The sequence below is a fragment of the Maribacter sp. BPC-D8 genome (assembly GCF_035207705.1).
Lineage (GTDB): Bacteria > Bacteroidota > Bacteroidia > Flavobacteriales > Flavobacteriaceae > Maribacter.
The window spans coordinates 2,911,909-2,930,269 of sequence record NZ_CP128187.1; the positions used below are offsets into that span (position 1 = coordinate 2,911,909).

The window sequence follows — 18,361 nt, forward strand, 5'->3', positions numbered from 1 at the left end:
CTTGACTACTCAAGGGCTTTCTTATTTTACATCACTTTTATGCTTTCGATTTCTTGGTTAGCATCACAAAATCTTTCAAGTAATACGGTTCAAAATAAGCCACATCTTCAAAGTCACCTATATTATATTTATCAGATGAAATAGCTGCCATTTCTTTTGCTGATGGTACTATTTCACAATGATAAGTTATCGTTTCTAAAGGAAATAATTCTTTTATCTTCTCCGCTCCACTACCTAAAAAATGAACATGATTTTTATTGATATAGTCTTGAAAAGAATACTCATCGATTATTTCAGCTTTAGTTTCTCTTATTTCAATGAGTTCAGCATCAAAAACTGATGAATATACTTCCATGCGTCTCGCATCTAAAACAGGTATTAATACTTCATCTTTCTTAATTTTCACTTGGGATGCCATACTTTTCAATGTAGAAATGGAAATCAACGGGATACCCAATGCATAACACAAGCCTTTTGCCGCCGAAACACCAATTCGGAGTCCCGTATAAGAACCCGGACCTTTACTTACTGCTACAGCTTCTAAATCTTCCATTTTCAAAGAAGCCTCTTTCATTACCTCTTCAATGAATATATGCAGTTTCTCCGCATGTGAATAGTTTGCAGAATTTAATTCTTTCATTGAAAGGATAACCCCGTCTTTGGCAACACATACCGAACAATTTGTTGATGATGTTTCTAGATTTAATATTACGCCCATGTTGCAAAGGTATTACTTACTGTAAAATGAAAAAGCCTGTATACATGAAAATGTTACAGGCTCTTAAATTATATTCTCTTTTATACTATTCTAGAGAAATAGGAATACCGAAATAGAATTCTAATATTTTTAATCTAAATATATAGTCGTACTTAGAACGTATTAAATCAGCTTCTGCATTATCAACGAGTGATTGTGATTGGCTAAACTCAAATGCATTCATCAACCCTACATCGTAACGTTCTTTAGAATATTGATAAGCAAGAGTTCTAGCCTCCAACGTTTTTTCTGCTGCTTGAAATGCTTTAAAAAAATTAGTCACATTTACATAGGCTTGGTTTACATCAGTCTCTAACTGTAACTTTGTTCTTTCAAACTCAATTTGAGCGATATCAATACTAATTTGTGACCGCTTTATATTGTTCCTAACACTCCATCCGTTAAAAATAGGAATGTTCATTTGCGCTCCATAAGAGATACCATCATTAATATATAGCTGATCTTTAAATGGAATTGCCTCTCCAGTAAATGGATCATTATTTTGATCGGAATATCTAGTATTATAATTAATAAATGCACCTACACTAGGGTACTTGGCACCCTTAGCTATCTCTAAGTCCTTTTCAGCCAATTCCACTCCTGTCAAGGCAAACTGAATGTCATTTCTAAAGGTTAAAGCTTTATCAAAAATAACCTTTGCAGAATTGTTCAATATATCTGACGGTGGAATATCAAACTCTTCTTCTGCAATATCAAAATTTTCATAGTCTGAAATGCTCATTAATTGCGCCAAACTAATTTTTGAAATCAAAATTAAATTTTGAGCATTGATCATTTGCTGTTCTTGCGTTGCAGCAGTAGCTTCTATTTGTAATAAATCGCCACTAGGCAAAACACCAGAATCTACTAAATCTTTAGTACGTTTTAAATCTTGTTCGGTAATGACCAATTGCGCTTTAAAAACTTTTAAAGATTCTTTATTAGCTAAAACATTTAAATAGGCATTAGCGACACTTAGCTTAATATCATCCTTACCATCCTCTAATCTATATTGACTACTAATCGCAGTTAATTTGGCTCTTTCAATTCTATTGTAATTTTGAAGACCATCAAAAAGTGTAACTGATGAAGTCATACTTCCCGAAGCTGAAAAAATCGTTGCAGACACCAAATTATTGGTAGTGGGATCCAATGCAAGTCCTGTATTTGCAGATGCACTTATAGAACTATTTAAACTTGGTAACAATGCTCCTATTGCATCAGATTTATCTAATGCGGCATTTTCTAAATCTAACTCATACTGCTTAACTGTCAGATTATTCTCTACAGCATAGTATACGCACTCTTCTAAAGTCCATCTCTTTTGCTGCGCCATACCTAGCACAACAGAAAATATCAGTAGTAATCCTGTGATTTTTACTTTCATTTTATTCTTTTTTAAACCAACCTATATCTAGGTTGCTCGATTCGTTTTTTGATTTGATTGATTATTCTTAATCCTCATCCGAGCCATTATCTTCACTCTTAGCCTCTAACTTGTTCCAGATTTTTATTTTAGAGTCTTCATCGATTCCAGATATAATTTCTACGTCGATACCATCACTTACACCTAGTACAAGTTCTCTTTTTTCAAACTCATTATCACCAGTCTCCACTTCTACATAAGGCTTATTAGTTTCTTTATCGAACTGTAACAAAGCTTCTTTTATAGAAAGCACATCTTTTTTCTCCTCTAAAACAATGGCTGCATTTGCGCTATACCCTGCTCTAATATTAGTGCTATCAGACACTACCAAATCTCCTTCAATTTTAAACTGAACAGCGCCTTCTTCTTCCACACCTTTAGGTGCAATAAACTTTAATTTTGCACTGAATTTTTCATCTTGTAAAGCACCCATACTAATCTCTAATGGCATACCAACTTTAAGTTTACCTACTTCAGCCTCATCAACTTCACCTTCAAAAATCATTTTAGACATATCTGCAATAAAAGCAATGGTAGTACCGTCATTGAAATTATTACTTTCAATAACCTGATCACCTACCTCTACAGGTATTTCTAATAAGGTACCAGTTACCGTCGCTCTAATATTCGTATTTGCACTAGAAGAACCACCTGCAGAACCAACTCTAATAATCTGGTAATCTGCCTGAGAATTTTGCAGTTCTTGCTTTGCTTGATCAAATCGTAATTGCAATGCATTAAAATCTTGACTAGAAATTACCCCTTTATCAAAAAGTGTTTTATTACGGTCATATTCAATCTTCGTATTGCTTAAAGAAATTTTGGCATTATTAACTCTACCGCGAGCTTGATTTAATGACTGCTCATTAGGTACCACTTTTATAGTAGCTATTAAATCTCCTGCTTTTACTTGAACACCTTCTTCTAAATACACCTTTTGTATAATACCAGAAATTTGAGGTTTGATTTCAATTTCATCTTGTGGTATAACCTTACCGGTAACAACTACCTTATTGGTAATATCTCTTTTTTCAACGGTTTCAGTTTCATATGTTTTTAAAGGGGTGCTATTTTTCTTTAAAAAATAGACTACTGCAGCCAGTATCCCAATAACTGCTACTCCTATTAATACGTACTTTACATACTTGTTCATGCTCAACTATTTGATTGTTATTTATTCTTTTGTTGTTTGGTCTGTTACTCTTCTCTTAATGCGTCAATTGGTTTTATTCTAATAGCTCTATTCGCAGGTATCAATCCGATTAAAACACTCAGACTAACCATTAAAATAAAAGAACCTAAAAACTGTGGTATACTAATCATAAGATTATAAAAAGGCATATCACTATTTTCGCCTATCATATTATTCGCAATTGCCAGAAACCCTATTGCAATTGCAAAACCGACAAAGCCCGCAAATACCGTAATTACTATTGACTCTAGTACAATTTGTCTTTTTACCACTTTTGGTGTTGCGCCTAAAGCACGTCTAATACCTATTTCTTTAGTACGTTCTTTTACCGTAATTAAAAGAATATTACTAATAGCGATTACACCTGCCAGTAAGGTCAAAATTCCGACGAAGAATGACACGCCTTGTAATACACCGGTAAATGCAGATACATTATTGAAGACTTCAGACATATCAAAGCTACCAATTGCGCGTTCGTCTATGGGGTTGATATCATACTTGTTTTTCAACAGGCGTTTTATCTGACTCTCAACCACAGGCACTTTAGTATCTGACTGAACCGAAATTGCCATCCATCCCATTTTATCTCCGGATCCAAAAGCTTTTTGAAATGTTGAAAATGGAATATACACTGAATTCTCACCGTCAATATTTATATTTTGGTTCGGCTTATATATCCCGACAATATTAAAAAACACTCCGTTAATACGAACATCTTCCCCTATCGCATTTTCACCTTTTTCAAATAGAAGCTTATAGGTTTCTTCTCCAATAACACAAACCTTTTTAGACTCGGTCATGTCATTTTCATTCAAGAACCTGCCCTCTACCAGTTTCTTCTTCATGATTTCATCCACATTCGGATAATCACCATACACCGCCGACCCACTAGTTAATCCGTTTCTATACACTGTAACCACACCTCTATGATTACCCAATTCTATTCTTGGGGCAAGAACTTCTATTTCTGGAATCTGTTCTTTAAGAATGGTCGCATCTTCGAGTTTAAATTGAATTCTGCGTCCTCTTTCAAATCCTTTATAAGGTTCAGATGTACTTTGACTCCATACAAACAGACTGTTAGACGCCGTACCAGCGAATATTTTCTGAAAGCCGTTGCTCATTCCGTTTGCGCCACCTAATAATAGCACAAGAATTATCATCGCTATAATAACCCCTAACATGGTTAAAAATGTACGAAACAAGTTCTTACCTAATGTGGCAAAAATCTCTGACCATAAATCTCTATCAAATATCCACATATTATTTATCGCTTAATGCTACAATTGGTTTTACTCTTGCCGCTTTCATTGCAGGAATCAATCCTGCTAGAACGCCTGCTACAATCAAAATTATGGTTGCGGTTACAACCATTGACATACTAACCGACGGATTCGCAAAAGCACCTGTTTTAATACTCGGACCGATAGCCGCTAATAATCCTGTTGCAATTCCTAATCCTATAAATCCAGATAAGGCAGTTATAAAAACAGATTCAAACAAGACTAATTTTATAATCGACCACGGCTCTGCACCTAAAGCTTTACGAACACCAATCTCTTTTGTACGTTCTTTAATTATAAACACCATAATATTACCGATACCTACAATACCAGATAATAATATTAAAAGACCCACTATAATTACTGCGATATCAAGACCTCCTGTAAAGTTGCTAATATCTTCAAAAACCTCTGCGTAGTTAAAGATTCTAATTCCTGATTGATCCTTGGGTGCAATTTTAAAACGCCTTCTAAAAACATTCTCTAATCGATCTGAAAAAGCAAGTGCTTCGGTTAAATCGTAATTAGGATTATAGGTTAAAGCAATCTGATCAATGTGATCTGTTTGCCCATACATTTTTTGATATGTACTGGTAGGTGCATAAATGTTTCGCTCTGCGTTATCATCACCATCATCAGTAAAAGTGCCAATTACCCTAAACGGCAGTCCGTTGAACTCTATAAACTTACCTATGGCATCTTCGTTCTTGAATAAATCTTCCTCTACTTTTCTGCCGATAACGGCAACTTTAGAGGCATTCATTAAATCATTAGTATTTATGAATCGACCCTTATTCACTATAGTCTTTTCAATAGCTTGGTGATCGGGGTAAACTGCTTGTATACTATAACTACCCGTTTCGCTCTTATAACGTGCCGATGTATTTTGATATACTCTCGGGCTAATATACTCTACGTCGTTAGGAAAACTTCTTTTGATGTATTCAATATCATCATTTGTCATTTGAATTCTTCGACCAGCTTCAAACCCACCATAAGCTAAAGAAGTAGTACCTGTTCTCACAAAAATGGAGTTGGTAGCATCGTCACTGAACTGAAGTGTGAATCCGTTTTGCATTCCCTTTACAGAAGCCAAAAGCAATACCAAAATGAATATACCCCAACCTACCGAAAACCCGGTAAGGAAAGTTCTAAGCTTGTTGTTGCTTATACTATGGTATATTTCTTGCCAAATGTCTCTATCAAACATATTGCTCGGCTCTTACTTGTTCTATTTTCTTATCCTCTATAATTACGCCATCTTTCAAATGCACAATACGCTTGCACATATCAGCAATATCCGGCTCGTGAGTAACTATTAAAATAGTATTACCCTGGTCGTTAATTTTCTGTATTAAGTCCATCACCTCATAAGATGTTTTACTATCTAATGCACCTGTAGGCTCATCGGCAAGTAATACTTTTGGTTCAGCTGCCAAAGCTCTAGCTATGGCTACACGTTGTTTTTGACCACCAGAAAGTTCGCTAGGCAAATGACCAGCCCATTCTTTAAGACCCACTTGGGTTAAATATTTTAAAGCTTTTTCTTGACGTTCTTTTCTCGGTACTTTTTGGTAGTATAGTGGCAGGGCTACATTCTCTGCCGCACTTTTATAATTGATAAGGTTGAACGATTGAAAAACAAAACCTAAAAACTTATTTCTGTATCTAGCAGCTTTAGTTTCGTTTAAATCTTTAATAGGAACATTATCTAAAATATACTCTCCAGAATCAGAGCTATCCAACATACCTAAAATATTTAATAAGGTAGATTTACCCGAACCAGAAGAGCCCATGATAGCTACTAACTCCCCTTCTTCAACATTAAAATTTATTCCTTTAAGAACGTGAAGAGAATTCTTGCCCATTTTATAGGACTTATGAAGATCTTTAATTTGAATCATGTTGGTTGTTGTTTTGAACAATTTTTACACTGCCTATTCATTAGACTATGCAGTGTTAAATTTGTTACATCAATTTAATACTTTTTTTAATTTATTCGTTCTCGGCTAGTTCATCGGGCACTACCTCGTTCCATACCTTAATTTTATCACCTTCTATAATGCCAGAATTTATTTGAACATGAATACCATCGCTGATGCCTAATTCAATATCTCGTCTTTCAAATTCTTGATCACCAGTTGCGATTTCTACGAAAGGTTTTTTGGTTTTATCATCGAATTGCACCAAAGCTTCTTTTACTGCTAAAACACTATCTGCTCGAGCTAAAATTATAGATGCATTGGCACTTAAACCTGCTCTAATGAATATGGAGTCTTGTTTTTTAAGGGTTCCTTTAATTTCAAACTGTATAGCACCATTCTCTTCATTTCCTTTCGGCGCTATATAATCTAGAACAGCATCGAACACTTTATCTTCAATGGCACCAACGGTAATCTCTAAAGGCAGATTCTCTTTAATTTTTCCCACTTCAGACTCATCGACCTTACCTTCAAAAATCATTTTATCTACATCTGCAATAGCAGCTATGGTAGTACCTTCATTAAAGTTATTACTTTCAATAACCTGATTACCTACTTCTACGGGTACTTCTAGCACCATACCACTAACCGTTGCTCTAATTTGTGTATTTGCAGCATTACCAAAACCAGAAGTAGTACCCGTTTTTACTATATCATATCTTTTATTAGCAGCTGCGTAAGATTGTTTCGACTGATCATAGCTTAACTGAGCACGCTCTAGGTCTACTTTAGAAATTACCCCTTTGGTAAACAATCCTTTTTGACGATCTAAATTACGCAATTGATCATCTAGGTTAATTTTAGCTTCATTAATATTATTTCTGGCGTCATTCAAAGAACTTAGATTAGGTACCACTTTAATAGTACACAGCAAATCGCCAGATTTTACATAATCGCCACCCTCCACGAAAATCTTCTCTATCACTCCCGATATATTCGGTTTAATAAGCACTTCTTCTAACGGAAGAATACTACCCGTTGCCATCGTCTTTTTAATAATGGTCTGCTTAGAAGGTTCTTCTGTTTGATACACCACTGGGTCTTCTGCATTTTTTGAATACAAATAGAACATTGACCCGCCAAAGGCAAGCACTATAATAAGCAGGATGATAATTGTTGTTGACTTTTTCATTTTTTGATTGGTTGTATTTTGATGATAATTTTATTCTGTTCTTAAAGCTTCAATTGGTCTTATTTTGATGGCACTTTGTGCAGGTATGAATCCCGCTAGCAAGCCGGAAAATATTAAAATAACCAGGGCACTCACTACCACACCCAAACTTACACTAGGGTTTACAAACATGTCTACAGGACCTACGGAGTCTAGCACCGCGTTAACGCCATAAATAAATGCCGCACCGAAGACAATGCCTATCATACCCGATATGATCGTGAGGAAAATAGATTCCATTAAAATTTGTTTTTTGATAGACCATGGTGCTTCGCCCAAAGCCCTACGAATTCCGATTTCTTTAGTTCGTTCTTTAATAACAATGAGCATAATATTACTCACCCCAATAATACCGGACAATAGTACGAGCACCCCTACAAAGTAGGCTACCCAACGTAATGCACCGAACAGACTTTCTACGCGATTATACTGTTCATATAAATCAAAATACCCAACGGCACGTTTATCATCGGGGTGAATTTTTCTATTCTCCTTAACGACATTTACAATTTTCTCTTTGAGATTAGAAATGGAACTACCATCTAGCGCAGTTATCGCCATCCATCCGACATCGTTACCCATATTAAAAGCTTGCGAGAATGCAGTAAACGGGACATAGATTTCTTTTTGACCTTCTTCACCACCGCCATCATCTTTCTTTTGATAGGTACCTACTACCATGAAATTGACTCCTTGAATTTTAATATAGGTTCCTAGAACTTTTTCACCTCGATCATAAAGTTCATTTCTTACGCCAACACCTATTACCGCAATTTTTCTTTTGTCTTGAATGTCATTATGATTTACAAACCTACCCGATGTTATGGTCATAGGTTCTTGCCGTATTATTTCTGGATAATCTCCGTAGACATTGAATGCACCAGTTTTTAAACCGCGTACCACATTATTACCCCCACCAAATCCGCCTAATTGATTTCGGGGAGAGATGAATCTTAAATTAGGAATATTATCTTTTATAGATTGTACATCTTCTTGCTTAAAATTAAAACGTCTTCCCTTTGGCAATCCTTTATATGACATGGTCGTATTACGAGACCACATGAACATTGTATTGGTAGCGATATCTCCGAAATCGGCACGAATGCCATTTTCCAAACCTTTGCCCGCAGCAAGTAGAATAATTAGAATAAAAATACCCCAGCCCACACCAAAAGAAGTAGCCAATGTTCTAAACACATTGCTAGATAATACTTCTAAGATTTCTTTCCACCGGTCTCTATTGAACATGGTTCTATCTTATTTAGTTATACTTCTTTATTTTTTACTACTCGTCTCTTAATGCTTCTATCACATGAATTTTAGCCGCTCGCCAGGCAGGGAAAAATCCCGCTACTGCTCCTGCAAAAATCAATACAAATACAGTGGTTAAGGCGACATTGAAATTCACTGAGGGGTTTAACACATAATCTACCTCTACATGTGGTCCCACAATTTCGAGCAGCCCCATACTTAAAATGAGTCCTGTGAAACCCGCTATTGCCGTAATAAAAATTGCTTCGTGCAAAATCATACCAACAATTGACCATGGTTTTGCACCCAACGCTTTTCGTATACCTATTTCTCTGGTGCGTTCTTTCACTACAATGAGCATAATATTACTCACCCCAACAATACCAGCGATAATGGTACAAACCCCTACAAACCAAAAGAAAAATTTGATACCCCCCATTAGTGCATAAAAGCGCTTGGCCTCTTCCATAGGGTTATATACTTGAATGGCGCTCGTATCTTCTGGCGCCACCGTATGTGCTTTTTGCAAATACGATTTTAATTCATTCTTAAATTTGATAGATTGTGCAACGGCGGTTTCGAAATCTTCTACAGGAGGTAATGTATAGGAAAGATTATTTAAATGATCAGCGCCATTGAAAACCTGTTGTGCAGTACTTACAGGTATATAAATACGGTCTTCTTCTCGTTCACCACCAATATCGCCGTAGACACCAACAATTTTGAAAGGGATGCCAGAGATATCTAAAAACTCCCCTACCGGACTTTCTAACGCATGAAATACTTCTCGATTGATCTTATTGCTGATGATTGCCACTTTAGCCTTAGCATCAACATCTTGTTGATTGAGGAACCTCCCCAAGGTCATAAACTCATTTTCGATAAATTGAAATTGATCAGAAACACCTTGAACGTTATAAGCTAAAGACTCACTACCGTAGTTTACGAATACGCCTCGAACAAATAACCTTGGCGATTTATTTTCTATTTGATCCTCAAATAATACACCCGCCATGTCGTAATTCTCATTACGAAATTGAATTGGTCTACCTGGGTTCATACCTTTATAGCCCATAGTGGTAACACCTGGCCAGACCCAAACACTGGTAGCAGCATCTTGTTCGAACTCTTTGGCGATACCATTTTGCATGCCTTGACCAAAACCCAATAAAATAACTAGAATGAATATACCTGAAGCAACGGAAAGTCCGGTTAGAAATGTGCGTAGCTTATTCTTGCGAATAGTATCGAAAATTTCTTGCCAACGTTCTAAGTCGAACATAAGATTGATTGATTAGGTTGATTGATTGATGAATGCGATACAACTATCACACAATCATAAGACTAACCAAAAGCAAGAATGTTACACTATTTGTGTAAAAAAACTATAAAAAAGATTTAAGGCCTCATCTTTTTGTAGATAAAATAGAAAAGACCAGCTACTAAAACATAAGGTACAGCCATTAAATAAACGATACCATTATTAATGCCTTCAGCTGCCTTACCAGAAGATTCACTTTCTAAGACCGCTCTACACATTGCACATTGCGCTTCAGCATCTATTGGAATCAACAGAAAGAAAACTACTACCAATAATAATATTTGTTTAGTATGCATAGTACGGAGATATCATTAAATAAACTACAACACCGGTAACGGCAACATACAACCAAACAGGGAATGTATACTTTGCCAATGCTCTGTGATCTTCAAACTTCTTTAAATATGCCATAGCATAAGTTCTCAGCACTAAAGGAATTAATGCAATAGAAAGTACGATATGAGTAATTAAAATAAAATAATAGAAGTATTTAATAGCACCTTCACCCCCATAACTAGTAGAATCTGATGTCATGTGATACGCTATATACATCATCAGAAATAGTAAAGACAAAGCAATATTGGTTGTCATTAAATTCTGATGTAACTTTTGATTACCATTTTTAATAGCCCAGACAGCTACTAACAGTAGTACAGCCGTAATTCCATTTATAGTGGCATAGATTGGAGGTAAAAATGAAAGTGGCTCAACATTAGGCAACTTAACACCAAAAAGAATTGCTACTACTATTGGTATAATCACAGAAACAACTGCAATTAATTTATTAAACTTTTTCTCGTCTTTAACGGTCCCTTGCATACTCCTAACTTATTCTTCTAACAATTTCTGAATATCAATTTTCAGAATCCCTATTTCTTCCGTTTCACCATGATCATTAACTCCTTTTTCTTCTAGAATAGCACCACGATAATACACTATCGGGTTACCAAAGTCATCTATTCTTGATCGTAGGTAACCATCTTTATCTACTAAGGCAAATAAACCCGAATGTTCAAACCCACCAGGAACATCTGGCATCTCAGCCGCAAAAATATTAAAACCTGCATTTGCCAATTCATATATACCATCATGATCACCGGTCATTAGATTCCAGTTTTTATCTTGAATCAAATATTTCTCTTTATAGCTTCTTAGCACCTGTGGTGTATCAAACTCTGGTGTAATACTAAAAGATGCTATTGCAAAGTCATCGGCATCTTTAAAATGCTTTTGAACACCTACTAAGTTAGTTGTCATTACGGGGCAGATACTTGGGCATCTGGTAAAAAAGAAATCAACAACATATACTTTACCCAAATAATCTTTATCAGAAACAACAACACTATCTTGGTTTATAAATTCAAAAGCAGGTACTTTTCTTCGTTTCCCATCTAACAGTATATAGCCAAGCTTCTCGCTACTCTTTTTACCAGAAACATTTAAACGATCGTTCTCAACAACAGAACCAGAAGACAATCTTTCTACTATTCTTGGCACTACAATAATGCCAAAAATTAGAACAATTAGCGAAACCCAAACGTATGTATACTTCTTATTCATTATTTAGATTGATCAGTATTATTCTTTTTTAATGCAAGTCTGTATTCGGCTAATACGATTTTTACATCATCAATCATTTTATTATTCAGATCTGAAACGGAGTTAGAATTGAAACCATATTTAGTACCATCATCTTCATCAGCTGACCTACCTCTTAATGTTAAGTCTTTATCAATAATAAAAACATATGACGTACTGTTTTTAGCATCTAATACTATGTCAGTTTTTAAACTATTAAAAAGGTCTTTAATTTGAGTATCGTTAGCAGACACGAAATTCCACTTATCATTATCTGCAAGGGTAGCAAGCTCCGTTTTAAGTGCTTCGACTTCACCTTCCGTATCCTTAGCAACTAACATAACAAATTGGATGTCCTTAAACTCGTAGAAGCGTTTGTATATTTTTTGATTTATATTGAATGCATTACCCTTTCTACCTTCAACATCTGAACCCAAGAAACCTAGTATAGTGATTTTACCTTTGAATTTAGCTTCATCAGAAAAATCTATTTCATGAACATTTTTTGTTAGCTGCGATAGCTTTCCAAAATTGGTTACACCAGAAGCAAAGAATAAATATGCCACAATTGGCAGCACAAATAAGACAACAAGAACAAAGGTCTTTTTCATAAATCAGGAAGAATAGTTATTGAAACCATTTAATAAGTCACAATAGATATAATCAATAAATTACAAACTATACAAAAATAAAAAAGACGGTTATAAAACCGTCTCTTAATACTGTTAATTATAACTTAGAAGTTCCAACTTACAAAGCCATCTTTATATACATTATAAATATAATCGGCTTCTACTAGAAGAATAAATGTTAAATAAATAACCAAAAATACTGGTGTCCAAATAATCGCTCTTCTTAATGAAGACTTCTCGTCACGTAAGTGCATAAAATCCCAAGCGATATAATATGCCTTAACTAAGGTTAATATAATAAAAACCCAGTTGATTAACTTCATACCCAATACATGAGTATCGGTTAATGATGCCGGTTTAACAATACCTAACACTACTTCTACTGCAGTTATAAGCGTTAAAAAAGCTAATACTCCCCAGATTTTCTGTGTGTTAGATTTGAACTTTACAAGTCCTCTAAAAATTTCTAATTTATGTCCGTCTGCCATTTTACTTTAATCTAAAATTCTATTTTCAGTAATGCTGTTTTTTCTTAATTGGATTATACTAAGTAGAAGAAGGTAAATACGAATACCCAAACTAAATCTACAAAGTGCCAGTACAATCCGACTTTTTCAACCATTTCATAATGACCTCTTCTCTCGTAAGTACCAATGATAACATTAAAGAAAATAATAATATTAATTACTACACCCGAGAATACGTGGAAACCGTGAAAACCTGTAATAAAGAAAAAGAAGTCAGCAAAAAGTCTGGTTCCATATTCATTATGAATCAAATTAGCACCTTCAACAACTTGTGTTGCTTCTGCCAGTTTTGCCAAAGAGGCTTTTCTATCTAGAAGTGTCTTCTCACCTTCTTCGTTGATTTGTTCAGTTCTAATCAAAATATTAGAATCAGCTTTAAACCCTTCAACCACCTCTGCTAGTGAAACACTAGTTAATGTTGGTTCTTGAAAAAACCAAAGTCCATTCTTTCTTTCGTGAATAACTCTATCATCTGGTATAGAAGCTGCAAAATCTGCTAATGAAGCCCTTTCACCTGTATCAGCCTTTACGAACTGTAATATTCTACCTCCTTTAGTTTCTAATGCACCATGGTCACCTTTAATAAAAGTACCCCACTCCCAAGCTTGAGAACCAACGAAGATTATACCTCCGATTACAGTAGCGAACATGTACCATGTTACTGCATTCTGTTTCATTTTATGACCTGCATCAACTGCCAATACCATCGTTACCGATGACATAATTAAAATAAAAGTCATAAACGCAACATAAATCATGGGGTAATTACCATGAAAGAAAGGAACGTGTGTAAACACTTCGTCCGCTATTGGCCATGTTTCAATAAATTTAAATCTTGAAAAGCCGTATGCTGCTAAAAATGCTGAGAAAGTTAACGCATCCGATACAAGGAAAAACCACATCATTAATTTGCCGTAGCTTGCTCCTAGAGGCTGATTGCCACCACCCCATACGCTTGTTTCCGTTTCCGTAGTCACCGTAGAATTCATATACTAATTATCGTTTTAATAAAACTTTAGCAAATTTACATTTTTTTGAACTATTTAAAAACGCAATTTGACTCAAAACTAATTTTGATGCACTATTTATTTCACAAAGAACATAAATAACACCAAATAGACCCATAATAAATCTAAAAAATGCCAAAATGTTGCCCCTAAGGTAACACCTAAATAGTTCTCTTTACTATATTTTCCTTTGTTTTGATTGTACAACACCACCAATAAAGATATCATACCCGCAACAACATGCACTACATGCACCATCGCAATCAAAAAGACATAAGATACTTTTATACTACTTGTAGGTCCTGTAAAGTAATACCCTTCTGATACTAATTGAGAAAAACCCGAAAATTGTAGAAAAATAAAAAGTACTCCTAAACCTAACGTCGCCAATAGCCATTTAGTACCGCTTGCATTTTCACCTTCACTAATTGCTTTCTTTGCCATCATATAGCTAAGACTACTAATAATGATAACTATAGTACTATATAGAAAAGAATTTGGTAGCGTAATGTCGCTAGACCAGTCTTCTCGCGAACTACTTACAATATAAGCACTTGTCCACCCTGCAAAACCCATTAATAGGCTGATAATACCAAACCAAAGCATCATCTTCTTTGCTCTTGCATTTTTCTCTGCCGCCGTACCTTGTGTTAAATCCATAATTAAGCTAAAAATTTATCTATTACGTAAACTATTTGCATCAGTGTAATATAACTGACACTTGCCAACATTAATTTTCTTGCCGAAACATTATCTCTTTTTCTATACAATTGAAAAGCAAAACCTAACATCACTGCTCCCATCAAAAAGATTAATACTGCAGCTACGACCGACAACTGCAGTCTACCCGTAATACCAAAAACCGGAATTATCGAAACTGCCATCATCCAAATAGTATACATTATTATCTGTAATACCGTTGCTCCGTCTTTCTTACCTGTAGGTAACATTTTAAATCCACCAGCTGTATAATCATCATCCAACATCCAGCCTAATGCCCAAAAATGCGGAAACTGCCAGAAAAATTGAATCATAAATAACGTACCCGGTTCTATACCAAAATCATCAGTGGCAGCAACCCAACCCAACATAAAAGGGATTGCCCCAGGTATTGCACCTACAAACACTGCAAGCGGAGTTATTGTCTTTAGAGGTGTATAAACACTAGTATATAGAAATATAGAAATTGCCCCAAACATTGCTGTTTTAGGGTTCAAAAGATAGAGCGATAATATACCAACCAATGTTAGTACAATTGCCAGAGTCATTGCCGTATTAACAGACATACGACCCGTAGGTATAGGTCTATTTTTAGTACGCTTCATTAATGCGTCTAAATCTTTTTCTATAACTTGATTATACGCATTACTAGCACCAACCATGCAATACCCACCAAAGGCAAGAAGCAAAACTTGAAACCATTGTATTTCGTAAGCACCTAAAAAATAACCTGCTATCGAAGAAAAAACGACACTAATAGCCAATCTAGCTTTGGTAATCTCCTTAAAATCGGCAAAAATCAATGCAAATGCACCTTCTTTTTCCGAACCAACAGCCGTTTTCATATTTTTTAAATAGGTCTGCAAAGATAACTCCCCTACTATATTTCTGCAACCTTAAACCTTTATTTCTAGTATATTTGAAAGTCAATGATTTAACACTTTAACACTTAAAAATGAAACGTTTAAACTTACTTATTGCATTATTTCTAATTCACTCTATTAGTTGGAGCCAAGAGAAAGAAGTTACTATCACAATTGACACGCTTACTAGTGAAGTTTATATGCTTACCGGAGAAGGAGGAAACATCGGGTTATATGTCAATGACACAAATTCTTTTATGATAGATGATCAATTTGCACGATTAAGTCCGAAAATAAAAAAAGCAGTAGCAAGTATAACAGATAAGCCCTTACGATATCTATTCAACACACACATGCATGGAGATCACACAGGCGGCAATGCAGAATTTAATTCAAGTACAACCACATTAATTGCTCAAGACAATGTCAGAAAAGATCTTCTTAAAAGATTAAAAGAAAAACCTGAATTAGGCTCTGAAATACTACCAGAAATAAGTTTCTCTGAAGAGTTGAATATTTTTGAAGCAGATGAAACTATCATGGCATTTCATGTGCACAATGCCCATACCGATAGTGACGCAATGATTTATTTTATGAAAAATAATGTACTACACATGGGTGATACCTATTTTTCGGAACGTTACCCATATATGGATTTAAAAAATGGTGGTAGTTTAAATGGCTATATCGATGCTATAAAAAGAGCTTTGATGTTAATAGATGACAAAACTATAATTATCCCTGGTCACGGTAGATCATCAAACAAGCTAGAACTTATTGCTTATGTTGATATGCTAGAAACGATTAAAGAGAATATTCTTAAAGCTATAGCTTCTGGAGATACCCTGGAAGAAGTAGAAAAAAATTCGTCAATATCTTCTAAATACGATAATAATTTTGGAACAGGATTCATAAGCCCTGAACGAATGAGAACTATTTTCTACACCAGTTTAAAAAATGATTTCTAATAGAGATTAAACGCAAAAAAAATCCCGAGCAAATTGCTCGGGATTTTTTATATGATTAAAACAGTAAATAAATACTATTGTAATTTAAAGTTAATTGGAATACTAAAAGGAACACGTACTGCTCTACCTCTTTGCTTACCAGGAGTCATTTTAGGTAATTTACTAATAATTCTCGCAGCTTCTTTTTCTAAGTTTTTATCTGGTCCACGCATTCTAACGTTACCGATACTACCATCTTTTTGAATTACGAACATTACACTAACCCTACCTTGAACACCCATTTCTTGAGCAATTTCTGGGTAACGGAAGTTTTTACCAATGTGCTTTTGAATCATTTTGTTAAAACAAGCTCTTTTATCGCTCTCGTTCTCACAACCTGGAAAAACAGGTACATCTTCAATAACTGCAAAAGGTACATCTACATCTTCTTCAATTTCGTCAACAGCGATATCTTCAACCTCAACGATTTCTTCTTCTTGACTAGTCTCAGTAGACTCGATTACAGTTTCTTCAACCTCTTCTTCATCTTCTACAACTTCAATAATTTCAGGTGCAGCTGGTGGCGGTGGAGGTGGTGGAGTTTTGATTTGTTCTGTCATTGGAACCTCTTCATCTAAAAGATCATCCACATTCATAGAAATATCATAATCATTTACCTCATCATACGTTTTCCATTCAAATGCTACGAAAGTAAATAGCATTACCACGAATAAACCGATAACGAAATAAAGACTGCTGTTCTTTGTTAAATCCGCCTTTGGATTCTTTTTAGGTTCCATATATATTCAATTTAGTGATTGCTAATTTAACTAATTAATCCATAAAAATGCAACTAAAATTTTCATTTTAACGAGGGCACCCGAAAAAATATAAATCTAACAGCCAACATTCCAACAATTGCTCCGGTAGAATTTGCAAGCGCATCTAGCGGATCACCATGTCTATCAGCGGTAGCTACATGCTGTAATACTTCAATAATTATGCCGTACAGTACAGCAAATAAAACAATGTACCACAATAACTTAGACCTACCAACACCCTGCTCTTTACTCTTAGGTATTGCCAAGTAACCCAACACTACCATTACAGCGTAAAATGTAAAATGAACAGCCTTATCCATATGTGGAATATTGAACCTTGAGGTACCAATTCCCGAAAAAGAAAATAAGCTGGAAAATGTTACAAACATCATCCAGCTTATGAAAAGTACTTTATAAATAGTGTTTTTAACCACCTATTATCTCTTTATATGCAGCATCACTTAGCAAATCTTCCAATTCGCTAGCATCGCTAAATTTAATTTTCACCATCCAACCATCACCATAAGGATCAGAATTTACTTTTTCTGGCTCGTCTTCTAGTGCTTCGTTGAACTCAACGATTTCACCAGATAAAGGAGAGAACAAGTCAGAAACAGTTTTTACCGCTTCTACAGTACCAAAAATAGCTTCACGATCCAACGTTTCATCTAGGGTATCTACTTCTACATAAACAATATCACCTAATTCACCTTGTGCGAAATCTGTAATACCTACAGTAGCAATATCACCTTCAATCTTAACCCACTCGTGATCTTTCGTATATTTTAATTCAGCTGGTATATTCATTATAATAGTTTATTATTTTTTTACTTCGGCAAATGTAAAGTTTTCAACTTAGGTTATCAAAACATTTACCAATGTT

Annotated in this window: 21 protein-coding genes; 1 reads left to right on the top strand and 20 read right to left on the bottom strand. The window is 35.0% G+C overall.

Annotated elements, in window-relative coordinates; genetic code table 11:
* Positions 1-37: 37 nt before the first annotated feature.
* The 17 genes from tsaB to cyoE form a co-directional block, all read right to left on the bottom strand.
* The gene (tsaB, locus tag QSV08_RS13015; protein WP_324023764.1) at positions 38-718 is read right to left on the bottom strand and encodes a tRNA (adenosine(37)-N6)-threonylcarbamoyltransferase complex dimerization subunit type 1 TsaB; all 681 of its coding nucleotides are present in this window, start codon (positions 716-718) and stop codon (positions 38-40) included.
* A gap of 85 nt (positions 719-803) precedes the next feature.
* On the bottom strand, positions 804-2,144 hold the full coding sequence (locus QSV08_RS13020; protein WP_324023765.1) for a TolC family protein: 1,341 nt from the start codon (positions 2,142-2,144) through the stop codon (positions 804-806).
* Between the two features lie 67 nt (positions 2,145-2,211).
* The gene (locus tag QSV08_RS13025) at positions 2,212-3,336 is read right to left on the bottom strand and encodes an efflux RND transporter periplasmic adaptor subunit (RefSeq protein ID WP_324023766.1); all 1,125 of its coding nucleotides are present in this window, start codon (positions 3,334-3,336) and stop codon (positions 2,212-2,214) included.
* 44 nt (positions 3,337-3,380) lie between these two features.
* Positions 3,381-4,637 carry an ABC transporter permease gene (locus tag QSV08_RS13030; RefSeq protein WP_324023767.1) on the bottom strand — a complete coding sequence of 419 codons (1,257 nt, stop codon included), beginning with the start codon at positions 4,635-4,637 and terminating at the stop codon, positions 3,381-3,383.
* Position 4,638: 1 nt separating this feature from the next.
* On the bottom strand, positions 4,639-5,868 hold the full coding sequence (locus tag QSV08_RS13035; RefSeq protein WP_324023769.1) for an ABC transporter permease: 1,230 nt from the start codon (positions 5,866-5,868) through the stop codon (positions 4,639-4,641).
* Positions 5,861-6,562: an ABC transporter ATP-binding protein gene (locus QSV08_RS13040; protein WP_324023771.1), complete on the bottom strand. Its 702-nt coding sequence runs from the start codon at positions 6,560-6,562 to the stop codon at positions 5,861-5,863. Before QSV08_RS13040 ends, QSV08_RS13035 begins: the two co-directional genes overlap by 8 nt.
* Before the next feature lie 91 nt (positions 6,563-6,653).
* Complete coding sequence (locus QSV08_RS13045) at positions 6,654-7,772, bottom strand: efflux RND transporter periplasmic adaptor subunit (protein WP_324023773.1); 1,119 nt, start codon at positions 7,770-7,772, stop codon at positions 6,654-6,656.
* A 30-nt stretch (positions 7,773-7,802) separates the two neighbouring features.
* Positions 7,803-9,059: an ABC transporter permease gene (locus tag QSV08_RS13050; protein ID WP_324023775.1), complete on the bottom strand. Its 1,257-nt coding sequence runs from the start codon at positions 9,057-9,059 to the stop codon at positions 7,803-7,805.
* Between the two features lie 37 nt (positions 9,060-9,096).
* Positions 9,097-10,344: an ABC transporter permease gene (locus QSV08_RS13055; RefSeq protein WP_324023778.1), complete on the bottom strand. Its 1,248-nt coding sequence runs from the start codon at positions 10,342-10,344 to the stop codon at positions 9,097-9,099.
* Positions 10,345-10,460: 116 nt separating this feature from the next.
* Positions 10,461-10,679: a hypothetical protein gene (locus tag QSV08_RS13060; RefSeq protein WP_324023780.1), complete on the bottom strand. Its 219-nt coding sequence runs from the start codon at positions 10,677-10,679 to the stop codon at positions 10,461-10,463.
* Positions 10,669-11,202, bottom strand: coding sequence for a DUF420 domain-containing protein (locus tag QSV08_RS13065; protein ID WP_324023781.1), 534 nt, complete (start codon positions 11,200-11,202; stop codon positions 10,669-10,671). Before QSV08_RS13065 ends, QSV08_RS13060 begins: the two co-directional genes overlap by 11 nt.
* Positions 11,203-11,211: 9 nt before the next feature.
* The gene (locus QSV08_RS13070; protein ID WP_324023783.1) at positions 11,212-11,943 is read right to left on the bottom strand and encodes an SCO family protein; all 732 of its coding nucleotides are present in this window, start codon (positions 11,941-11,943) and stop codon (positions 11,212-11,214) included.
* Complete coding sequence (locus QSV08_RS13075) at positions 11,943-12,572, bottom strand: hypothetical protein (protein WP_324023785.1); 630 nt, start codon at positions 12,570-12,572, stop codon at positions 11,943-11,945. Before QSV08_RS13075 ends, QSV08_RS13070 begins: the two co-directional genes overlap by 1 nt.
* A gap of 125 nt (positions 12,573-12,697) precedes the next feature.
* The gene (locus tag QSV08_RS13080) at positions 12,698-13,081 is read right to left on the bottom strand and encodes a cytochrome C oxidase subunit IV family protein (RefSeq protein WP_324023787.1); all 384 of its coding nucleotides are present in this window, start codon (positions 13,079-13,081) and stop codon (positions 12,698-12,700) included.
* Positions 13,082-13,134: 53 nt separating this feature from the next.
* Positions 13,135-14,109: a cytochrome c oxidase subunit 3 gene (locus tag QSV08_RS13085; protein ID WP_324023789.1), complete on the bottom strand. Its 975-nt coding sequence runs from the start codon at positions 14,107-14,109 to the stop codon at positions 13,135-13,137.
* 96 nt (positions 14,110-14,205) lie between these two features.
* Entirely contained in the window at positions 14,206-14,787 is a 582-nt protein-coding gene (locus QSV08_RS13090; RefSeq protein ID WP_324023791.1) for a cytochrome c oxidase subunit 3, read from the bottom strand.
* Positions 14,788-14,789: 2 nt separating this feature from the next.
* Positions 14,790-15,692 (bottom strand): heme o synthase, encoded by a 903-nt coding sequence (gene cyoE, locus QSV08_RS13095; protein WP_324023792.1) that lies wholly within the window; start codon positions 15,690-15,692, stop codon positions 14,790-14,792.
* A gap of 110 nt (positions 15,693-15,802) precedes the next feature.
* On the opposite strand from cyoE, the gene QSV08_RS13100 reads away from it, so the two are divergent.
* A complete protein-coding gene (locus QSV08_RS13100; protein WP_324023793.1) occupies positions 15,803-16,678 on the top strand; it encodes an MBL fold metallo-hydrolase in 876 nt (291 codons plus the stop codon).
* 74 nt (positions 16,679-16,752) lie between these two features.
* Here QSV08_RS13100 and QSV08_RS13105 read toward each other — a convergent pair whose 3' ends face one another.
* The 3 genes from QSV08_RS13105 to gcvH all read right to left on the bottom strand — a co-directional run bounded on the left by QSV08_RS13105 (position 16,753) and on the right by gcvH (position 18,285).
* On the bottom strand, positions 16,753-17,457 hold the full coding sequence (locus tag QSV08_RS13105; protein ID WP_324023795.1) for an energy transducer TonB: 705 nt from the start codon (positions 17,455-17,457) through the stop codon (positions 16,753-16,755).
* A 62-nt stretch (positions 17,458-17,519) separates the two neighbouring features.
* A complete protein-coding gene (locus QSV08_RS13110; RefSeq protein ID WP_324028372.1) occupies positions 17,520-17,870 on the bottom strand; it encodes a VanZ family protein in 351 nt (116 codons plus the stop codon).
* 34 nt (positions 17,871-17,904) lie between these two features.
* Entirely contained in the window at positions 17,905-18,285 is a 381-nt protein-coding gene (gene gcvH / locus QSV08_RS13115) for a glycine cleavage system protein GcvH (RefSeq protein ID WP_324023797.1), read from the bottom strand.
* Between the last annotated feature and the right edge of the window lie 76 nt (positions 18,286-18,361).

Excerpts from the sequence above, each read along its gene's own strand:
- QSV08_RS13085 (WP_324023789.1), bottom strand. The coding sequence starts at position 14,109 with ATGAATTCTACGGTGACTACGGAAACGGAAACAAGCGTATGGGGTGGT.
- QSV08_RS13060 (WP_324023780.1), bottom strand. The coding sequence starts at position 10,679 with ATGCATACTAAACAAATATTATTATTGGTAGTAGTTTTCTTTCTGTTG.
- QSV08_RS13035 (WP_324023769.1), bottom strand. The coding sequence starts at position 5,868 with ATGTTTGATAGAGACATTTGGCAAGAAATATACCATAGTATAAGCAAC.
- cyoE (WP_324023792.1), bottom strand. The coding sequence starts at position 15,692 with ATGAAAACGGCTGTTGGTTCGGAAAAAGAAGGTGCATTTGCATTGATT.
- QSV08_RS13065 (WP_324023781.1), bottom strand. The coding sequence starts at position 11,202 with ATGCAAGGGACCGTTAAAGACGAGAAAAAGTTTAATAAATTAATTGCA.
- QSV08_RS13105 (WP_324023795.1), bottom strand. The coding sequence starts at position 17,457 with ATGGAACCTAAAAAGAATCCAAAGGCGGATTTAACAAAGAACAGCAGT.
- QSV08_RS13050 (WP_324023775.1), bottom strand. The coding sequence starts at position 9,059 with ATGTTCAATAGAGACCGGTGGAAAGAAATCTTAGAAGTATTATCTAGC.
- QSV08_RS13090 (WP_324023791.1), bottom strand. The coding sequence starts at position 14,787 with ATGGATTTAACACAAGGTACGGCGGCAGAGAAAAATGCAAGAGCAAAG.
- tsaB (WP_324023764.1), bottom strand. The coding sequence starts at position 718 with ATGGGCGTAATATTAAATCTAGAAACATCATCAACAAATTGTTCGGTA.
- QSV08_RS13020 (WP_324023765.1), bottom strand. The coding sequence starts at position 2,144 with ATGAAAGTAAAAATCACAGGATTACTACTGATATTTTCTGTTGTGCTA.
- QSV08_RS13070 (WP_324023783.1), bottom strand. The coding sequence starts at position 11,943 with ATGAATAAGAAGTATACATACGTTTGGGTTTCGCTAATTGTTCTAATT.
- QSV08_RS13040 (WP_324023771.1), bottom strand. The coding sequence starts at position 6,562 with ATGATTCAAATTAAAGATCTTCATAAGTCCTATAAAATGGGCAAGAAT.
- QSV08_RS13075 (WP_324023785.1), bottom strand. The coding sequence starts at position 12,572 with ATGAAAAAGACCTTTGTTCTTGTTGTCTTATTTGTGCTGCCAATTGTG.
- QSV08_RS13030 (WP_324023767.1), bottom strand. The coding sequence starts at position 4,637 with ATGTGGATATTTGATAGAGATTTATGGTCAGAGATTTTTGCCACATTA.
- QSV08_RS13100 (WP_324023793.1), top strand. The coding sequence starts at position 15,803 with ATGAAACGTTTAAACTTACTTATTGCATTATTTCTAATTCACTCTATT.
- QSV08_RS13055 (WP_324023778.1), bottom strand. The coding sequence starts at position 10,344 with ATGTTCGACTTAGAACGTTGGCAAGAAATTTTCGATACTATTCGCAAG.
- gcvH (WP_324023797.1), bottom strand. The coding sequence starts at position 18,285 with ATGAATATACCAGCTGAATTAAAATATACGAAAGATCACGAGTGGGTT.
- QSV08_RS13025 (WP_324023766.1), bottom strand. The coding sequence starts at position 3,336 with ATGAACAAGTATGTAAAGTACGTATTAATAGGAGTAGCAGTTATTGGG.
- QSV08_RS13110 (WP_324028372.1), bottom strand. The coding sequence starts at position 17,870 with ATGATGTTTGTAACATTTTCCAGCTTATTTTCTTTTTCGGGAATTGGT.
- QSV08_RS13080 (WP_324023787.1), bottom strand. The coding sequence starts at position 13,081 with ATGGCAGACGGACATAAATTAGAAATTTTTAGAGGACTTGTAAAGTTC.
- QSV08_RS13045 (WP_324023773.1), bottom strand. The coding sequence starts at position 7,772 with ATGAAAAAGTCAACAACAATTATCATCCTGCTTATTATAGTGCTTGCC.